Source organism: Acinetobacter sp. Li1LvA2 (assembly GCF_056156705.1).
Map to the genome: position 1 here is coordinate 405,704 of NZ_JBSICF010000002.1, position 15,956 is coordinate 421,659.

Consider the following 15,956-nt stretch of genomic DNA (forward strand, 5'->3'; position numbering starts at 1 on the left):
ATTATTAATTGCTTTAAAATAATATATTTGAAATTTATTCAATGAATTAGGGGAATAGGAATTTATTCCCCTAAAAAGGTGTGAACAGTTATGAGTTGTCCTTAAATGTATTTAGATGGTTTTGATGGGCACGGCGAATAATGCTGCGGTCATCACCGAGTACAAAAAGCTGAACGGATTGTTGTTTCCATGCAGCAATATCTTCAGGTTGTCGGGGAATAGCACAGAAATGCTTTTGACTATTTTTAGTCTTTATATACATCTCTTGAATCTTTTCTTTCAGTTTTGGATGGCTGGTTTGCCATGGCATTCCCATCGATTGAGAGAGGTCGGCAGCACCTTCAAGAATAATATCGATGCCTTCAACTTTTAAAATTTCATCAAGTTGTTCTAGTCCTTCTAAGCTTTCAATCATAGCAATGACAACAGTCTCGTTTGCTGCCTGTTGAACAAAACTCGCTAAATCATCAATACCGTATCGATTTAGCCTTGTCGAATTCAATCCTCTTTGCCCAAGCGGCATATAGTGGCAATAGTTCACAGCTTCTTGTGCTTGCTGAGCATTTTCAATACGCGGAAACACAATGCCTGTTACACCTGCATCGAGCAGAGGTAGTACGAGGTGGTTAGCGTTTAGAGGCACTCTTACAAACAAATCAATAGACATAGCCCTAGCGGCTAAAATCATTGTCTCGACTTGAGACGTACTAAATAAAGTATGTTCCAAGTCGATAATAATAAAGTCGTAGCCCGCTAGTGACAGTTGCTCAACATTAATCGGAGAAGCTACGGAACAAAATATTCCGTAAAGCGTTTCGCCATTTGCTATTCGTTTCTTAAAAGAAATCGAATGCTTATTCATATTCAATTTCCTTAATAAGACTGAGCGGATTTGGTGTGGTTTGTACTCTTAAGCGAATTTCTGGAAGGAAACGGCGGCTTGCCAGCTGTTCAATGTCGATAGTGTCATCTGTAAAGTTAAATAATTCATATCGTTCGCTAAATTCTGGGTGAGCTTCTTTATGCTGATTGATGATGGTTCTTAACATAGTCCAGAATTTGATTTCATCGAAGTCATAATGTTCATTTAAGAAAATCGCTAACTCTGCCAAATTTACAAACCACAGCGCATCTTGAGTAAAGTCTCTTAACTCATTTGGAGAATGGGTTTCCAAGAAAGAGTTCGGATTAATTTTGGCATGTTCTTTCGGCGCATCTTGTAAGTTGGGTAAAAGGTCGGGCTCGCGCAAAAGATGACGACTAAAGCGAATTCCATCGTGGAAATCTTTCAAAGCAGCTTTAACGGGTAAGCCATTTTTATGAATAAGTACCATGTTTTGTGCATGTGACTCTAAAGCGAGGCCGTGGCACCATAAAATATGCATGATAGGCAGATAAGCATTGGTAAGTAACTTTTCTAACCAGAACGCGATCCCATACTCTTGAATCCACTCATCAATGAGAGGTTTTTGGTCCGTATCAACTTGCATCAACCCTGTTACTGGTGTTGCCGATTCACCTTCTTTTAAGTAGCTGTAAATACTTTCGCGCCAAATGCAGGCGAGTGCGCCGTATTGAACAGGAAGGGCAATCGGCTGGTTAACTGAGAGACCGCCAATCTCTCTTAAAATAACAGGTTTGCGCTGTTTTTCTAAAATATGATCTTGCTCAACAATGTTATAAAGCCAGTCACTCATTTTTGCTGCATTTTGAACGGTATGCGGTGCCAATACACGAGAGGTCGATGTATTAACCAAGTTCATTGCCAATTTAAGAGAAAGCGCCGAGATATCACTAATATTTGATAAGGTTCGAATTGACTGCTGTGGTAAATAAGTTGGACCTTCAATATCTAACGGAATGATCAGTTGGTTGCTGATTGCATCTTGATAATATAATTCAATAATTTTATCCCACTGCCACGGGTGAATTGGGGTAAGAATATAATCTTTAAAATCTAAATTGTTATCTTTTAATTGGTCACTAATTGCCTGTAGATCTTTTTCTGAAAAATGCTGTTTATAAAGCTGCTCTAAATTAATGGTTTCACTTAAAACCAGTTTGCATAAACTGTTATGAGTCGCGACCCATTGAACCGTAAAACCTTCAGAAAGCTCTGGTGCATATTTCTGGTTTTCTTTTAAATCGAAGCCAATACGAGACTTAAAACTTGGGTGATATAAATGCGCATTGGTAATTCGCGCTTCTTGTTCTAGGTAAGGCAAAGTTCTTAATGGTTGAGCAGGCGCTTGGCTTAAAGTTTGCGCATGTTTAACGTAAGTTAAATTGAGTTCATCATTAAAGTTTTGCCATTTAACTGGGTCTGCTTCAATAATATTTTTTAGATCGGCAAGTAGCGTTTTTAAGTTAGGGCGAGTTTCAGTGTCTAAAGTAATATCAGAACGGACTAAGCTTGAAGGATCTAACTTAATTCGTTTAAAACTAAAATGTCGTTTGGCCGCGCAGGTATAAAAAATAGTATCGGAAATATAAAACTTGATTTGACCTTTAGAAAACTCGTATTTAAAGGTATTTTCAAAAATGAGTGCTTCTAATAATTGGCCCATCACTCGATTTTCTGCAAGGGTCTTATAGTTGGCTTGTTGTGTCGCTTGAAGAGGGCAAAGGTCTTCTGCGCCGCGATATTTATAAATAGGGTTTTCAACTTCAATCCAGATTGGATTGCCACCACTGTGGTAGAGCGTATTTAACATATTTGCCTTGATTGGTAATGTGAGTGAATGAATTAATAAATCGCGGTATTGCTGGCCTTTGGCGCTAAAGTTTTCTTGTGTGAGCGTAGAACGGGTGGTTTGCCAAAGTTCGGCTTCTTCAATGGCTGTAACTCGTGCAATTGCGCTGATGAGATGAGCAATATGGTTGATCACGAGGTAATATTTTAAAAACGTCCATGCATCTTTTTGAGAGAACCAAACGGTACTATCTTCAGAAATAGATGAGTTGTCTTCTATCATTTCTGGAACAATGCTAATGCCTTCCATGTCTCGAAGAATAAGGCGATGTGGATAGCCATTTTTAAATTCCATTAAGCTGTTTTGCATATGCGCTTCTACGCTAATGCCTTTGTTTGCAAACAGCTCAACTAATGGAATAAGTGAAACTTTAACGTACTGTTTCCACCAAAAAGTAATGAAGTCTTTCGCATCGTTCGATTGCAAATTTTGATTCGGTGCCGCTTGCTGAATAAAGCTTAAAAGTGGGATTTCATGGTTTTCGTTTTCTTCAACCAAGCCGCCGAGCATTCGGGTATTTTCTAATACCTCTGGCGGAAGTCCCGCTCTATAAATAATGCCAAATGAACTTTCAAGCTCAGGTATTTTGACTGTTTTCGCCTCTAACTCTGGCAGAATCACAAGGTCTGGATATTGCTCATTAATCTTGTGATTGATAATAATTTTGCTCGCATCAATCGCGCGTTCCATCTCATCCATTGGGTTATTACGAATGAAACTGGTAATACGTACATCAATAGAGAGTTTTAAGAATAGGTTCAATTGAGGTAACCACACTGTACGAACGGATGAAGTTGGCCATACGGTTTGGCCTAATGCACCTAGATAGATTACATCTTGGCTGTCTAAATGTTTCTTTAACGATGGATGTTGAAGTAAGAAATTGGCTTGCCAAGGATGGGTTGGCATAAGCTCATAGTTTGCGAAGTTTTCTTGCAAACGCTCTTTTGCGGTTTCTAAAACTTCATCTTCAATATGGTAAGAAGGCTGTTCTTCACTTACCAGCTTTTGAATTAGAGAAGAATGAACCGCGAAGTAGTGAAGTTGGAAACTGGCGCCTAGCTCAGGGCTATATTTTTTCATGTCTTCTTTAGAAAAACCTAAGTTGGCTTTAGAAGTCACATGAAAAGGATGCCCATATAACATGCCTTGTTCAGTTGCTTGAAAACCGCTTAACGCTTTAGTTGCTGATTGGGAAGGCTTATTTTCTAAAAAGAATTTTGTATTCTCGATACTATTAGCAATATCAAAATACAGGTTCTTATTTTGATTTTTATCTTTAAATAAGCTATTCAGCTCATCTGTAATCAGCTTCACTAAATTTTTAGGGTCGGTAAGCGAGTCAAATGTATTGTTGCTTAAGTTTTGTAGGCTAAAACCACGTTGATATCTATGATAACCAGTGGTGGATAGATGTTGAACTGCGCCATAAACAACTGTGTTAGATGCATTAAATGTATAAGCAAAATATAGGGTGTCTGGGTGCTCCGTATACAGTGTGAATAAAGGAGAATCTTGAGCTGGAATAATGTGCTCTTCAAGATTCACTTTAAGTTCACGAAAGAAAGTATTCAGGTACTGTTCGAAAAGTTTATAAGACCATGCATCTGTTGTAATAATTGAGTTCATTCTTGTGCCTCTTTTAAAATTGTATCCATTAAGAATCTGTTCAAAATCACCACTAAACCCGCAGCGGTAAAAAATAGTGAAGTGCAGATTAATGCAGCGGTAATATTGAAAAATGAGTAGGTGAGGGTGATGATGATTGGGCCAATAAGTTGCCCTAAAACAAAGGCACTGTTAGAAATACCAATCACTTTTCCTTGGCTTTGAGCACCAGCTTTTAGAGACATTGTGTGTAAGATCGAAGGAATCAGAGCTGCAAAGCAGAAGCCTTGTATGAGTCGTAATATAAGAATCAGCCAGAGATTAGAAACCCAGATCAATGCAAAAATTGTGATGCCACAAATTAAAGATGCATAAACGAAGTTATTAAAAGAATCTCCTTTATGGTCATTTCGTTTTCCCCAATAGGTTGCTGCAATAAAAGCCGCGCCCCACGAGAGTGCATGAATTGTTCCTGTTAAGCTTGCAGCAGATAACGATGAATGAGTGCTCTGGCTTATTTCGCTAATGTACAGAACGAAGCAAGACACCAAACCAAAGCCGCCCGCTTGAACCAAAATACCGGCGCTTAACCATGAAAAAATCGTTCTATCAAAGAAGGCTGGAAACTTAGATTTCTCTTTGGTTTTTGGCGCTTCGGTTTTAACGGGATTGGTTAATACAATTGACGCAATCAAAATTAAGGTCATCACAACAAATGCTGTTGCGTTGAGTAATACTTCAACTCGCCATTGATCCATAAATATCCCACCGAGAACCGGACCACATAGGCAAGCGAGCGCAACACTACTTTGTAGTTGCCCAAAAGCGGCACCTCGTTGTTGTTCATTGGAAAGATATGAAACATAGGCATTTAAAATCACGGAAAGACCGCAAAAACCGAGTAAAATTCGCGCGAAAATAAACAGGTATAAATGCTGAGCACTCGCCATAAGTAATATTGAAATACAGAAACCAGCCAGAGAAAGTAGCAAGGCTTTTTTATGGCCAAATGTGTCGGATAGATGACCCACAATCGGTGCTGTAAATAAACTGCCAATAGCCGGAGCCGCGAGTGCCAAACCTGCCCAAATCGTGGGAGCACTCATATGCGCCGTCAGTTTTTCCATATAAAGCGGCATGATTGGAATCAGCACCATGAGCCCGAAAGTGGAAAAAAACTGACAGAGCAAAATAATGAAATGATCTAGGCGAGATGAGCGCATGATTTAAATATCCATGGTCTCATAGCTAGAAACAGACAAGCTCTGATAAGGGTTGGGTGTGGTCCCGATTTTACTTGGCATGCCTGTTGAGTCACTTTCTTGCGCGAGTAAAGGGGTAAGTAGCTGTTTGAATGGCCAAGTCTTATTGTCAAAAAGATAAGTTTGAATTTGCGATTTTATTTGCTCTGAAATCGGTTGGGTTTCTACAAAATCTTGAATAATGTCTTGAACCATTTCCCAAAAATCGCTTTCTGTACGATCTGTATATTTCAGAGTAGCTAGAGCAATCGGGTAGAGGTTAATTTGAATCCCTAAGGTAATGAAGTAGTTAAATAAGTCCTCATTTTTAGTAAAGATAAGATTGTTCGGTGTACTGGTATCAATGGTATAGATCGGAGGTGTAAAACCGCTTTCTTCAATGGCTGTGGTACATATTCTTAAGGTATCGTGGTCACGTAAAATAAAGCATTTAAACTTATTATTTTCATAACACACCATCGTGTTTTGCCCGTGGCATTCCGGCATGATTCCTTTTGCCCAAAGCGTTAAGAATGTTTGAATAAAATGAACACTTAAGTCTTTTAATAATGTCCATTTGTCGCCTTCAATGCCTAATGTTTCCCAAGGGTCAACATAAGTACAGCTTAAAGCTGACATGGTAATAGGTGTAACGTTTTTGTCTTGGCAAAAATCGGGTAAATGTCTGACTTGGCAACCGATTACACCTAAATTTTTTACAATCGGCTCTTGTTTACCGAGTACCCACCAATGCGTTTCATTACTCAAAAAGAGGCGATTTTTTAATAAAGAAGTTTCATTAATGACTTCATTTAAAAAATCATAAGCCGTATGTCCATTCATTAAATAACGACCTGGCATAGAGCGGATTGCACCTAATGTTTTGGCATTGGTTGAGAGTTTTAAATGCAGAGTAGGGTTTGCGTTGTGAATAAGCGTTCTTAAAGAAGAAGTCGGTAAACCAATTGTGGTGACATGGTTTAGGTCAATAGCGCCGTACTTATTTTCATCAAACTTTAAATAGCGATGTTGAGTCTCTAACAAAGGCAGGGCTAAGTAATCATCTGAAAGCTTCGCTATTTTTTCAGTAATATGCTTGTCCTCAGCTTCGGATAACAGAAGCTCTTTATGAGGAATCGACTCCATATTATTGATCACGTCATCTTTCTTAAAAGCCCACCAATACACCTCAATTTCTTTTTGAGTTGTGAGTGGTGCAAGTTCACCTTTTGAGTGAGCGAACGGATGAAATGGACGATCAGCTACTAGCGAGAGCAATTCACTAGTAACTAAAGGCGAAGAAAATGAAAGGGCTGACTGTAAAATTTGAGGAATTTTTTCAGCCGTTACTAAGTTGTCGAGCCAATAATTAATTGCTTTTTGATGGTGTGGTGACGGCCACCAAGACGCTTGGGTTAAATAGTTAAAAACTTCAGGAATAGAAATTTTAGATGTCGTATTGTTTAAGAGGTTATAAAGCAGAACTTCGGGTTGGGTGACATAGAAAGGATTTACACCATCTACTTTTAAACAGTTTAAATAGAGTTCCAACTCATCATTGAGAGTAATTGCCAAATAAGGCTTTTTATAGGAAATATGATCTTTAAAATCTCCATAATTCTCCATGTAGAGTGCATCTATCATTTTTTGTAGTTGTGCTGTGTAAATCCGATCTAACATTTTAGTTATTCCTATTCTTATAAAAGCGGTAGAACCGTGCCAACATTTTGTTCTTGTGCGGCATTGAAGAACCACTTAGCGCAGACAATGTCATCAATCGCCATGCCCATTGGGTTGAGCAAAATAATTTCATCTTCGTGTTCGCGACCGTTTTTATGACCAATAATGATGTCACCAAGTTCAGCATGTAGTTTTTCACGGCTGAATAAGCCATCTTCAACCAGCACATTGATGACTTTCTTTTCTCGGTTTGATTGGTCCCAGTCATCCACAATAACTTTGTCAACTTTTAAGAAGACTTCAGGCTCGATATCCATAATTGAAATATTTGAAATAAAGCAGCCTTTTTTAAGCCACTCAAACGGAATGTAAGGTTTATCTGAAACGGTACAGGTAATAAGGACATCGGCTTGCTCAATTGCAGACTTAGCGCTGTCATGAATTTCAATTTCTAATTGCGGATATTCCGATAAGAACAATGCTTTGAGTTTTTCAGCTGCTTCAGGGTTTACATCAAATAAATGTACTTTTTTCACTTGAGCATATTGTTCAAGCACAGTTTTAATCTGCATTTGAGCAATTGGCCCACAGCCAATCACGGTGATGTCTGAAAAGTCTTTTTTCGCTAGATATTTAATTGAAACACCGGTAATTGCAGCAGTTCGCATGGCACTAATTAAGCTGCCTTCCATCACTGCAACTGGATAATTTGTTTCTGAGTCATTTAAAACAATCAGTGCGCTAGCACGTGGAATATTGAATTTTTTAGGGTTATGTTGTCTTGAGCCAATCCATTTAATTCCGGCAATCGGGTCATTGCCACCTAAATAGCAAGGCATGGCAATAATACGGTCAGCAATATGGTCGGCACCTTGCCAGCGAAGATAAGGTTTTAAGGGTTGTACAAACTGTTTATTTGCATGCAGGGTTAAACCTTCAGTAATCGCTTCAATAAATGAATTACTATGATTTGCGCCAAGATTTAATAAATCTGATTGACTTAAATAGCGAAGGGTAGCCAAATTGCTCATGAATATTTCCTAAGGAGAAAGTTAAACAACATTTTGTAAAGTAAGGTTTTCTTGGCGTCGTATGTTTCGATTGAAGTGACGCTTTTTGATCATTTCGAACCATTCATCTTCATAAACCAGATCGAGATAACGGTCGCCACGATCAGGCAACAGTGTTAAAACGCATGACCCAGCAGGAATAGTTGGAATCAGTTTTTTGATGGCTGAAATAGATGAGCCGCTCGAACCGCCTGCAAAAATTCCTTCATGTTCAAGAAGCTCTCTGCAACCGAGTGCTGACTCATAGTCATCTACATAAATGACATCATCAATTTCATCGGGGGAGAGTAGCGGTGGGACAGTACTTGCACCAATGCCAGGAATTTCGCGTGGACCAGATGTGCCACCGAACAACACAGAGCCGACGATATCGACTGCGATCACTTTTAATTCTGGAAATCTTTCTTTAAGGCGACGAGATACGCCCATAATCGTGCCTGAGGTGCTCGCTCCAATCACGAGGTAATCAATTTTGCGGTCAATTTGATTGAGGATTTCTTCTGCTTCACCAAAATAGTGGCTTTTCCAGTTGTTTGGATTTGCATACTGATTAATCCAGACAGCATTTGGGAGTTGTTGGCAGAGTCGTTTTACAGTGTCAATTCTGGTTTTTAAGTAACCGCCGTTTTGGTCTTTTTCAGAGACCATTTCGATATTGGCTTTGTAGAGCTTCAGCATTTGTAGGTTTGCTGAGGCAATTTTTGGGTCAATAACGGCAGTAAATTTTAATCCATAGATTTTGCATGCCATTGCAAGCGCAATCGCTAAGTTTCCTGAAGAACTTTCAACAATATGACTATCTTTATTAATCACTCCCGATTTCAAGCCTTCCTGTAGCATGAATAATGCTGGACGGTCTTTAATACTTCCTCCTGGGTTTAACAATTCCATTTTCGCAATCACTGAGACTGATTGATGCGTGAATAGCCTTGATAGTTGTAATAGTGGCGTTTTACCTATGCAGTCGAGAATATTTTCATGGATCATGGTAGATCTTCTCAGGTTTTTATGTGTTGTGAATGATAATGATTATTAATTTAATTATTATTACCATTTGTGCCATGATTGTTGCGGTTTGTAACTCAAAATAGGGGGCACTTATAGGATTTTTCACTAATTTTTTTTGTGTAATTATTTGAATCGTAATATTTATATTTTATAAAGAGAAAAATTAATAAATGTTTTAAATATAACTAGATAGGCAATAAATTACTTTTTAGCTAAAAAAAATAATCTAATTAAGACGGATGTTTGAAATTACTTTGAAGCAATAAAATTTATGACCTGACCCACATAATTTGTGTATTACTATTTTGTAGAGATCATAGATAAGTTTTATGCATAAAAAGAGAGGACTATTTGAGTACTCTCTTAAAAGGTTGAGAATGATTAACGAAATTGATGATGTGGCAGTTATTGATATGAAAATGTCTGAAAATGATATGTTTAGATAGATATGATCATTTGCATAAGCGCTATATTTTCAATGGATCAGTTGAGTCCAAAAAATATAGTAATGCGTGTTTCGCATTTTGTCTTATGGGTCTTTCAAGCTGTCTTTTTTATAAAAGACAGCTTTTTTTATGCTGATTTGACCCAGATAACTTATGAAGAATATCGCTGTTTGGCTTGTTCATAAGCCTCAAGATTAATGCATTGAGCTCCCAAACTTGTGATTTGTGCTTGCTCGATTTGAAGTTCATCCCATTTTTGCATTTGTTCGAGCAGCCAATAAAAGTCTTCTACTTTTGGAAGTGCACTTTCTTTTACTAAATGACGGACAATATCTTGAATCATGAAATATTTATCGACATGTACTTCTTCAGAACAATGAAAACGAACGATTCCAGACTCAACCAATAATTTTAAAATTGGCGCAAAGTCTTGTAACTCACTCAACTCTTGTTGGGCTTTCATGATTGCGGCGGTGAGCGCGACGAGCGTTTGTGGATGCTGCTCCGCCCATTCTTGCGTTACGGCTAAAACCTTATCAGCGACAGGAGGAATAACGTTTTGGCTTGAGCAAATCATTTTACTTAAACCAAGAAGCTCACCTTGGGTATTCCAAGGTTCACCTACACAGAAACCATCAATCACATGTTTGTCGAGTGCTTCGACCATATAAGGTGGTGGTAATGTTTTGAGCTGAATAGACTGCGCAAGTTTTGGGTTTGATAAAGCCAGCCATTCTCTTAAACAGTAATGGTGAATAGAATGCTTAAACACATGCGCTAAAGAAAGAGGGTGACCTTGTTCAAGATAGCTCGCCACTTTTTGTGCCGTTACTTGTGCGATGTCATTTTCTTGAATTGCAAGTTGATGAGTAAGCTTTTGACTTAAGCTAATGAAAGCACGGTTTTCACTTAAAACCAGTGACGTTTGTAGAGGTGTACCAATTTGATCTGCGCCTACAGCCGCCGCAGGTAACATTGCCGATAAGCAATGGGCCGCGTCTAATAATCCAAAAGCAAGACGGTCGCGCAGACTCGCCCACGATGCTTCTTTAACTAAAGTAACATCTAAACCTACTTCTTCAAAGAAACCGCTTTGTTTTGCCCAAAGCAATGCAAGACAATCAAGCAAAGGAATATAGCCGAGTTGTAATTGAGTCTTTTCTAATCTGCTCATTTATTCATCCTTTAGTTGATTGCCAAGTAATTTTTGAGCGTCAAGTAAACGCCGTGCCATTTCTCCAATTGTAATCCGATGGCTCATCGCATTTTTTCTAAGAAGCTGAAATGCAGTTTCTTCAGGTAGGCCATGCAGTTGCATCAGTAGTACTTTGGCTTTTTCGACATCCTTACGATCGGCAAGTTTGGTTTGAGCCTCTTTTAAATCACCTTCGAGTTTTTTGTGCTTTTTATATTGCTCAATTGAGATTTCTAAAATGGTATGTAAGCGGGAAGGGTCGATGCCATCGACAATATACGCAGTTACTCCCGCATCGATGGCTTGTTTAATGGTGTCTTTATCGGAATTTTTGGTGAATAGAACTGTAGGCAGGTCATAGCTACTGACACAGCTTTCAATAATGTCACGATGGGGATGATCCATATCAAGCAAGATGACATCAGCTTGCAAATGTTCCAGACGAAAGATATTCAAATGATCCAAAGTAAGGCATGCGACTACTTCAAAATCATTTTCAAGCAAACTTTTTCTTATATAGTCGGCTCGCGCATGATCATCATCAATAAGGGCTATTTTGAGTTTTGGCATAAGTTCAGAAAATCAGGCTAAGAAAATGCGCCAATTCGACGCGTTTTTGTTATCAATTATTTAAGCAAGATTAATGCCATAGCAAACTAAAGAAAAAATCGAGCTTTATCGCTAAATTAGCATGCTTAATGGCGCTAATGATCAATCTTGGTGCAAAAATGCGATTCATTTTGTAGCAGAGCGTATTTTTACCTGAACCCTATAAGGGTGCAAGGTTGAAGCAGTTAAAGATGTGAGAATGATCATTTTGATATTTTAAAAAATTTTATCTATATGAAAAATAATAATAAAAAAATATTAATTTAATTTTTAAAAAAGCTGGCATGCAAAATGCTTATTCAATAACAGGTCGAAGACGACCATGAGTTTTAAAGACGGCCAATGATGTCCGTTCTGATCGAGTTTGTGAATACCTAGGTGTACACAAAGAAGTTACGTTCAGTCGGAGTGAAGGCAATGTCTTTGAATTTGTCAGCCACAAAAGCAACATCTATTAAGCTGTTTAATTTTACAGTTCCAGCGATGCGGGCTTTCCACATGAGTTGGCTCGCTTTTTTTGCTTGCTTTTTTGCGTGGTTTGCCTGTGCGCCTCTCATGCCTGTCATTGCAGGTGAGTTCCATTTAACAAAAGACCAAATTGCTAACATTAGTATTGCGGCCGTTGCTGTCACGATTGTCGTACGTTTGGTTGTCGGGCCTTTATGTGACAAATATGGCCCACGTAAAGCATACATCACGCTTTTACTTGTTGGCAGTATCCCGGTCATTGGAATCACTGCTGTTAGAAGTTACGAATCCTTTCTCTTTTTCCGCTTTTTGATTGGTGCCATTGGCGCAAGCTTTGTCATCACTCAATATCACACCAGTGTCATGTTTGCTCCAAATGTAGTGGGCACAGCCAATGCAACTGCCGTAGGTTGGGGTAATGCCGGCGGTGGTACCACACAAGCCGTCATGCCTTTGATTCTCTCTGCAATTGTGATGTTTGGCGTTGAGCAATCTATGGGCTGGCGTATTGCACTTTTAATGCCCGGCATAATGATGCTTGTAGTGGCATTCATGTATTGGAAATTTACCCAAGACTGTCCACAAGGCAACTTCGATGAGCTGCGCGCTCAAGGCATTGTAACCGATAGCGGTAAAAAAGGCGGCTGGGCTGTAATGAAACAAGCAGCTGGCAATTACCGTGTCTGGATTTTATTTGGTACATACGGCGCATGTTTTGGTGTTGAGATTTTTATGCACAACATCTTGGCCATGTACTACGTCGAAAAATTTCACTTTGGCTTAAAAGAGGCAGGCTTAACTGCCGGAATTTTAGGCCTACTTGCCATCTTCGCTCGCTCTTTGGGAGGTTTTCTCTCTGACAAAGTAGCAATCAAAAAAGGCTTGGATGGCCGTACAAAACTACTCTTTGTCATGATTTTGGGCGAAGGGCTATTCCTGATTTTATTTTCACAAATGAATGTCGCGCACTTGGCCATCATGAGCATGGTGGTCTTTGCACTTTTCATCAACATGGCATGCGGTGCGACCTATGCCATGGTTCCATTTATCGACCGTGAAGCACTGGGTGGTGTGTCTGGCATTATCGGTGCCGGAGGCAATGCAGGCGCGGTCGTTGCAGGTTTTTTATTAAAAGGTATGACAGATATTCAATCTTGCCTGATGGCATTAGGTGGATTTGTCATTGTCGCTGGATGCTTCGTGATGTTGATTCGCTTCTCGGTAGAGCACAAGGCAAAAGAACAACGTCTATTTGAGCAAGCTATTTTAGATCGCAATAACGCAGCTTAAAAGCAACGTGATTTGAGGAGAAACACTATGAAATTGGTAATGATTGGTCATGGTATGGTGGGCCACAAATTCATCGAAGCCATTTTAGAAAAAGCAGATGATGAACTGGAAATCACGATTCTCGCGGAAGAGCCTCGTATCGCGTATGACCGCGTACATTTGACAGAATATTTTTCGGGGAAATCGGCAAAAGATTTATCTTTAGCTCGTTTTGACTTTGCCGATGCGCATGGCATTGACTTACGTTTAAACACTAAAGCAACGGCAATTGATACAGCAGCGCAAACAGTTACAACCAACCATGGCGATGTGATTAGCTATGACAAATTGGTGTTGGCTACGGGTTCTTATGCATTTGTTCCACCAATTCCGGGTAATGACCGTGAAAACTGTTTTGTTTACCGTACGATTGAAGACTTAGACGCGATTCGTGCAGCAAGTCTTAATGCAAAAACAGGTGTAGTTATTGGTGGTGGTTTACTGGGTCTTGAGGCAGCCAAAGCGTTGCGTGATTTAGATCTAGAAACCCATGTTGTTGAGTTTGCGCCACGTTTAATGGCAGTTCAAATTGATGACTTGGGCGGTAAAGTTTTACGCCGCAAAATCGAAGATCTTGGTGTAAAAGTTCATACACAAAAAGCGACTCAATCTATTGAATCGGGCAACAGCACTACGCATGTAATGAAATTTGCAGATGGTAGTGAGCTTGAAGCCGATGTCATTTTATTCTCTGCGGGGATCCGTCCACGTGATGAGCTTGCACGTAATAGTGGACTCGCGATTGGTGAGCGTGGCGGTATCGTCATTAATGATTACTGCCAAACCTCAGATATCAATGTTTATGCCATTGGTGAATGTGCACTTTGGCAAAACAAGATTTATGGTTTAGTTGCACCGGGCTATGACATGGCACGTATTGCAGCAAAACACATTTTAGATGAAGAGTGTCATTGCTTCGCTGGCGCAGACATGAGCACTAAGTTGAAGTTGATGGGTGTGGACGTTGCCTCTGTAGGTGATGCGCATGCCATGACACCGGGTGCATTAAGCTATTTCTATGCAGATGAGCATGCACTGGTTTATAAAAAGATTGTTGTAAATGCGGACAAAACTAAATTGCTTGGCGCAGTTTTGGTAGGCGACGCCAAAGAATACAGCGACCTTTTACAAATGATGTTAAACGGTCTGGCTTTACCGGAAGTGCCTGAAAGCTTGATCATGCCGGGCTTTGAGCAGTCCGCAGGAAAATCTGGTGGTAGCGGTGTAGATTTGTTACCTGACAGCGCAACAATTTGTTCGTGTAACAACGTATCAAAAGCGGACATCTGCCAAGCGATTAGTGATGGTTCGACCTCTTTAGGTGCATTAAAGAAATGCACTAAAGCAGCAACTGCATGTGGTGGTTGTGCACCATTAGTGACGCAAGTTTTAAAGTCAGAGTTACAACGTCAAGGTGTGACTGTAAATAACCATATCTGTGAACACTTTCCGTACTCGCGTCAAGAGCTACATCACTTGGTACGTGTTAATGAAATCAAAACTTTTGATGACTTGATTCACCAACATGGCCATGGTTTGGGTTGTGACATCTGTAAACCGACTGCCGCAAATATTTTGGCTTCTTGTTGGAATGATTTCGTACTTGAGCCAAGCCATGCAGGCTTGCAAGACAGTAACGACTATTACTTGGGTAACATCCAAAAAGATGGTTCTTACTCGGTTGTGCCGCGTATGGCAGGCGGTGAAGTAACTCCAGATGGTTTGATTGCCATTGGTCAAATCGCGAAGAAATATAACCTGTACACCAAAATTACTGGCGGTCAACGTGTAGACATGTTTGGTGCGCAAGTTCACGAACTTCCATTCATTTGGGAAGAGTTAAATGCTGCTGGTTTCGAGTCTGGTCATGCTTACGGTAAATCATTGCGTACCGTGAAATCATGTGTGGGAAGTACTTGGTGCCGTTACGGTGTAGACAACTCGGTTGGTTTAGCGATCGAACTTGAAAACCGCTACAAAGGTTTACGTTCACCCCATAAATTAAAAATGGCTGTGTCTGGATGTACACGTGAATGTGCGGAAGCACAAGGTAAAGATGTCGGTATTATCGCGACTGAAAAAGGTTGGAACCTTTATGTGTGTGGTAACGGTGGTATGAAACCACGTCATGCTGAATTACTCGCATCTGACCTCGATAAAGCAACGCTCATCCGTTATATCGACCGTTTCTATATGTTCTACATCCAAACCGCAGACCGTTTACAACGTACCAGTGTATGGCGCGACAACATGGAAGGTGGCTTAGACTACCTTAAATCTGTAGTTGTTGATGATTCTCTTGGTTTGGCTGCCGAGCTTGAGCGCCGTATGGAACACATTATTGGCACATATCAAGACGAATGGCGTACTGCGGTAGAAAATCCTGAAGTACGTAAACGCTTCCAGACCTATATCAATGCAGATGTAAGTGAACAGGCCGATCCACACATTCAATTTACGACTGAACGTGGTCAGATCCGCCCATTAACTGATGCTGAACGTTCAGAAGACCGCATTCCAATGGTTGAAGCATAACAAGGAGAATCTCT

Annotated in this window: 10 protein-coding genes and 1 pseudogene; 3 read left to right on the forward strand and 8 right to left on the reverse strand. The window is 39.9% G+C overall.

Translation table 11 applies throughout. From position 1 onward, the window contains the following. Positions 1-88: 88 nt before the first annotated feature. The 6 genes from ACS604_RS06520 to sbnA form a co-directional block, all read right to left on the reverse strand. Complete coding sequence (locus ACS604_RS06520) at positions 89-862, reverse strand: HpcH/HpaI aldolase family protein (protein WP_004791774.1); 774 nt, start codon at positions 860-862, stop codon at positions 89-91. After that, the gene (locus ACS604_RS06525; RefSeq protein WP_474770862.1) at positions 855-4,382 is read right to left on the reverse strand and encodes an IucA/IucC family protein; all 3,528 of its coding nucleotides are present in this window, start codon (positions 4,380-4,382) and stop codon (positions 855-857) included. The genes ACS604_RS06520 and ACS604_RS06525 overlap by 8 nt, the downstream gene beginning before the upstream one ends. Beyond that, on the reverse strand, positions 4,379-5,584 hold the full coding sequence (locus tag ACS604_RS06530; protein ID WP_474770865.1) for an MFS transporter: 1,206 nt from the start codon (positions 5,582-5,584) through the stop codon (positions 4,379-4,381). Before ACS604_RS06530 ends, ACS604_RS06525 begins: the two co-directional genes overlap by 4 nt. 3 nt (positions 5,585-5,587) lie before the next feature. Then, a complete protein-coding gene (locus ACS604_RS06535; protein WP_474770992.1) occupies positions 5,588-7,228 on the reverse strand; it encodes an IucA/IucC family protein in 1,641 nt (546 codons plus the stop codon). Positions 7,229-7,299: 71 nt separating this feature from the next. Next, positions 7,300-8,313, reverse strand: coding sequence for a 2,3-diaminopropionate biosynthesis protein SbnB (gene sbnB / locus ACS604_RS06540; RefSeq protein WP_474770867.1), 1,014 nt, complete (start codon positions 8,311-8,313; stop codon positions 7,300-7,302). Between the two features lie 21 nt (positions 8,314-8,334). Further along, positions 8,335-9,339 carry a 2,3-diaminopropionate biosynthesis protein SbnA gene (gene sbnA / locus ACS604_RS06545; RefSeq protein WP_474770869.1) on the reverse strand — a complete coding sequence of 335 codons (1,005 nt, stop codon included), beginning with the start codon at positions 9,337-9,339 and terminating at the stop codon, positions 8,335-8,337. A 499-nt stretch (positions 9,340-9,838) separates the two neighbouring features. On the opposite strand from sbnA, the pseudogene ACS604_RS06550 reads away from it, so the two are divergent. Continuing rightward, positions 9,839-9,934: pseudogene (locus tag ACS604_RS06550) on the forward strand (hypothetical protein); the annotation flags it as partial. A 23-nt stretch (positions 9,935-9,957) separates the two neighbouring features. Here ACS604_RS06550 and ACS604_RS06555 read toward each other — a convergent pair. After that, positions 9,958-10,980 (reverse strand): ABC transporter substrate-binding protein, encoded by a 1,023-nt coding sequence (locus tag ACS604_RS06555; RefSeq protein WP_474770872.1) that lies wholly within the window; start codon positions 10,978-10,980, stop codon positions 9,958-9,960. Further along, the gene (locus ACS604_RS06560) at positions 10,981-11,571 is read right to left on the reverse strand and encodes an ANTAR domain-containing response regulator (RefSeq protein ID WP_016140698.1); all 591 of its coding nucleotides are present in this window, start codon (positions 11,569-11,571) and stop codon (positions 10,981-10,983) included. 456 nt (positions 11,572-12,027) lie between these two features. Between ACS604_RS06560 and ACS604_RS06565 the strand changes: the two genes are divergently transcribed. Together ACS604_RS06565 and nirB are read left to right on the forward strand one after the other, a co-directional pair. Continuing rightward, on the forward strand, positions 12,028-13,368 hold the full coding sequence (locus ACS604_RS06565) for an MFS transporter (RefSeq protein ID WP_238611564.1): 1,341 nt from the start codon (positions 12,028-12,030) through the stop codon (positions 13,366-13,368). Positions 13,369-13,395: 27 nt separating this feature from the next. Next, on the forward strand, positions 13,396-15,942 hold the full coding sequence (gene nirB, locus ACS604_RS06570) for a nitrite reductase large subunit NirB (RefSeq protein ID WP_474770877.1): 2,547 nt from the start codon (positions 13,396-13,398) through the stop codon (positions 15,940-15,942). The last annotated feature ends 14 nt before the right edge of the window (positions 15,943-15,956 follow it).

Coding starts and splice junctions, on each gene's coding strand:
- ACS604_RS06520 (WP_004791774.1), bottom strand. CDS start 862: ATGAATAAGCATTCGATTTCTTTTAAGAAACGAATAGCAAATGGCGAA.
- ACS604_RS06525 (WP_474770862.1), bottom strand. CDS start 4,382: ATGAACTCAATTATTACAACAGATGCATGGTCTTATAAACTTTTCGAA.
- ACS604_RS06530 (WP_474770865.1), bottom strand. CDS start 5,584: ATGCGCTCATCTCGCCTAGATCATTTCATTATTTTGCTCTGTCAGTTT.
- ACS604_RS06535 (WP_474770992.1), bottom strand. CDS start 7,228: ATGGAGAATTATGGAGATTTTAAAGATCATATTTCCTATAAAAAGCCT.
- sbnB (WP_474770867.1), bottom strand. CDS start 8,313: ATGAGCAATTTGGCTACCCTTCGCTATTTAAGTCAATCAGATTTATTA.
- sbnA (WP_474770869.1), bottom strand. CDS start 9,339: ATGATCCATGAAAATATTCTCGACTGCATAGGTAAAACGCCACTATTA.
- ACS604_RS06555 (WP_474770872.1), bottom strand. CDS start 10,980: ATGAGCAGATTAGAAAAGACTCAATTACAACTCGGCTATATTCCTTTG.
- ACS604_RS06560 (WP_016140698.1), bottom strand. CDS start 11,571: ATGCCAAAACTCAAAATAGCCCTTATTGATGATGATCATGCGCGAGCC.
- ACS604_RS06565 (WP_238611564.1), top strand. CDS start 12,028: ATGTCTTTGAATTTGTCAGCCACAAAAGCAACATCTATTAAGCTGTTT.
- nirB (WP_474770877.1), top strand. CDS start 13,396: ATGAAATTGGTAATGATTGGTCATGGTATGGTGGGCCACAAATTCATC.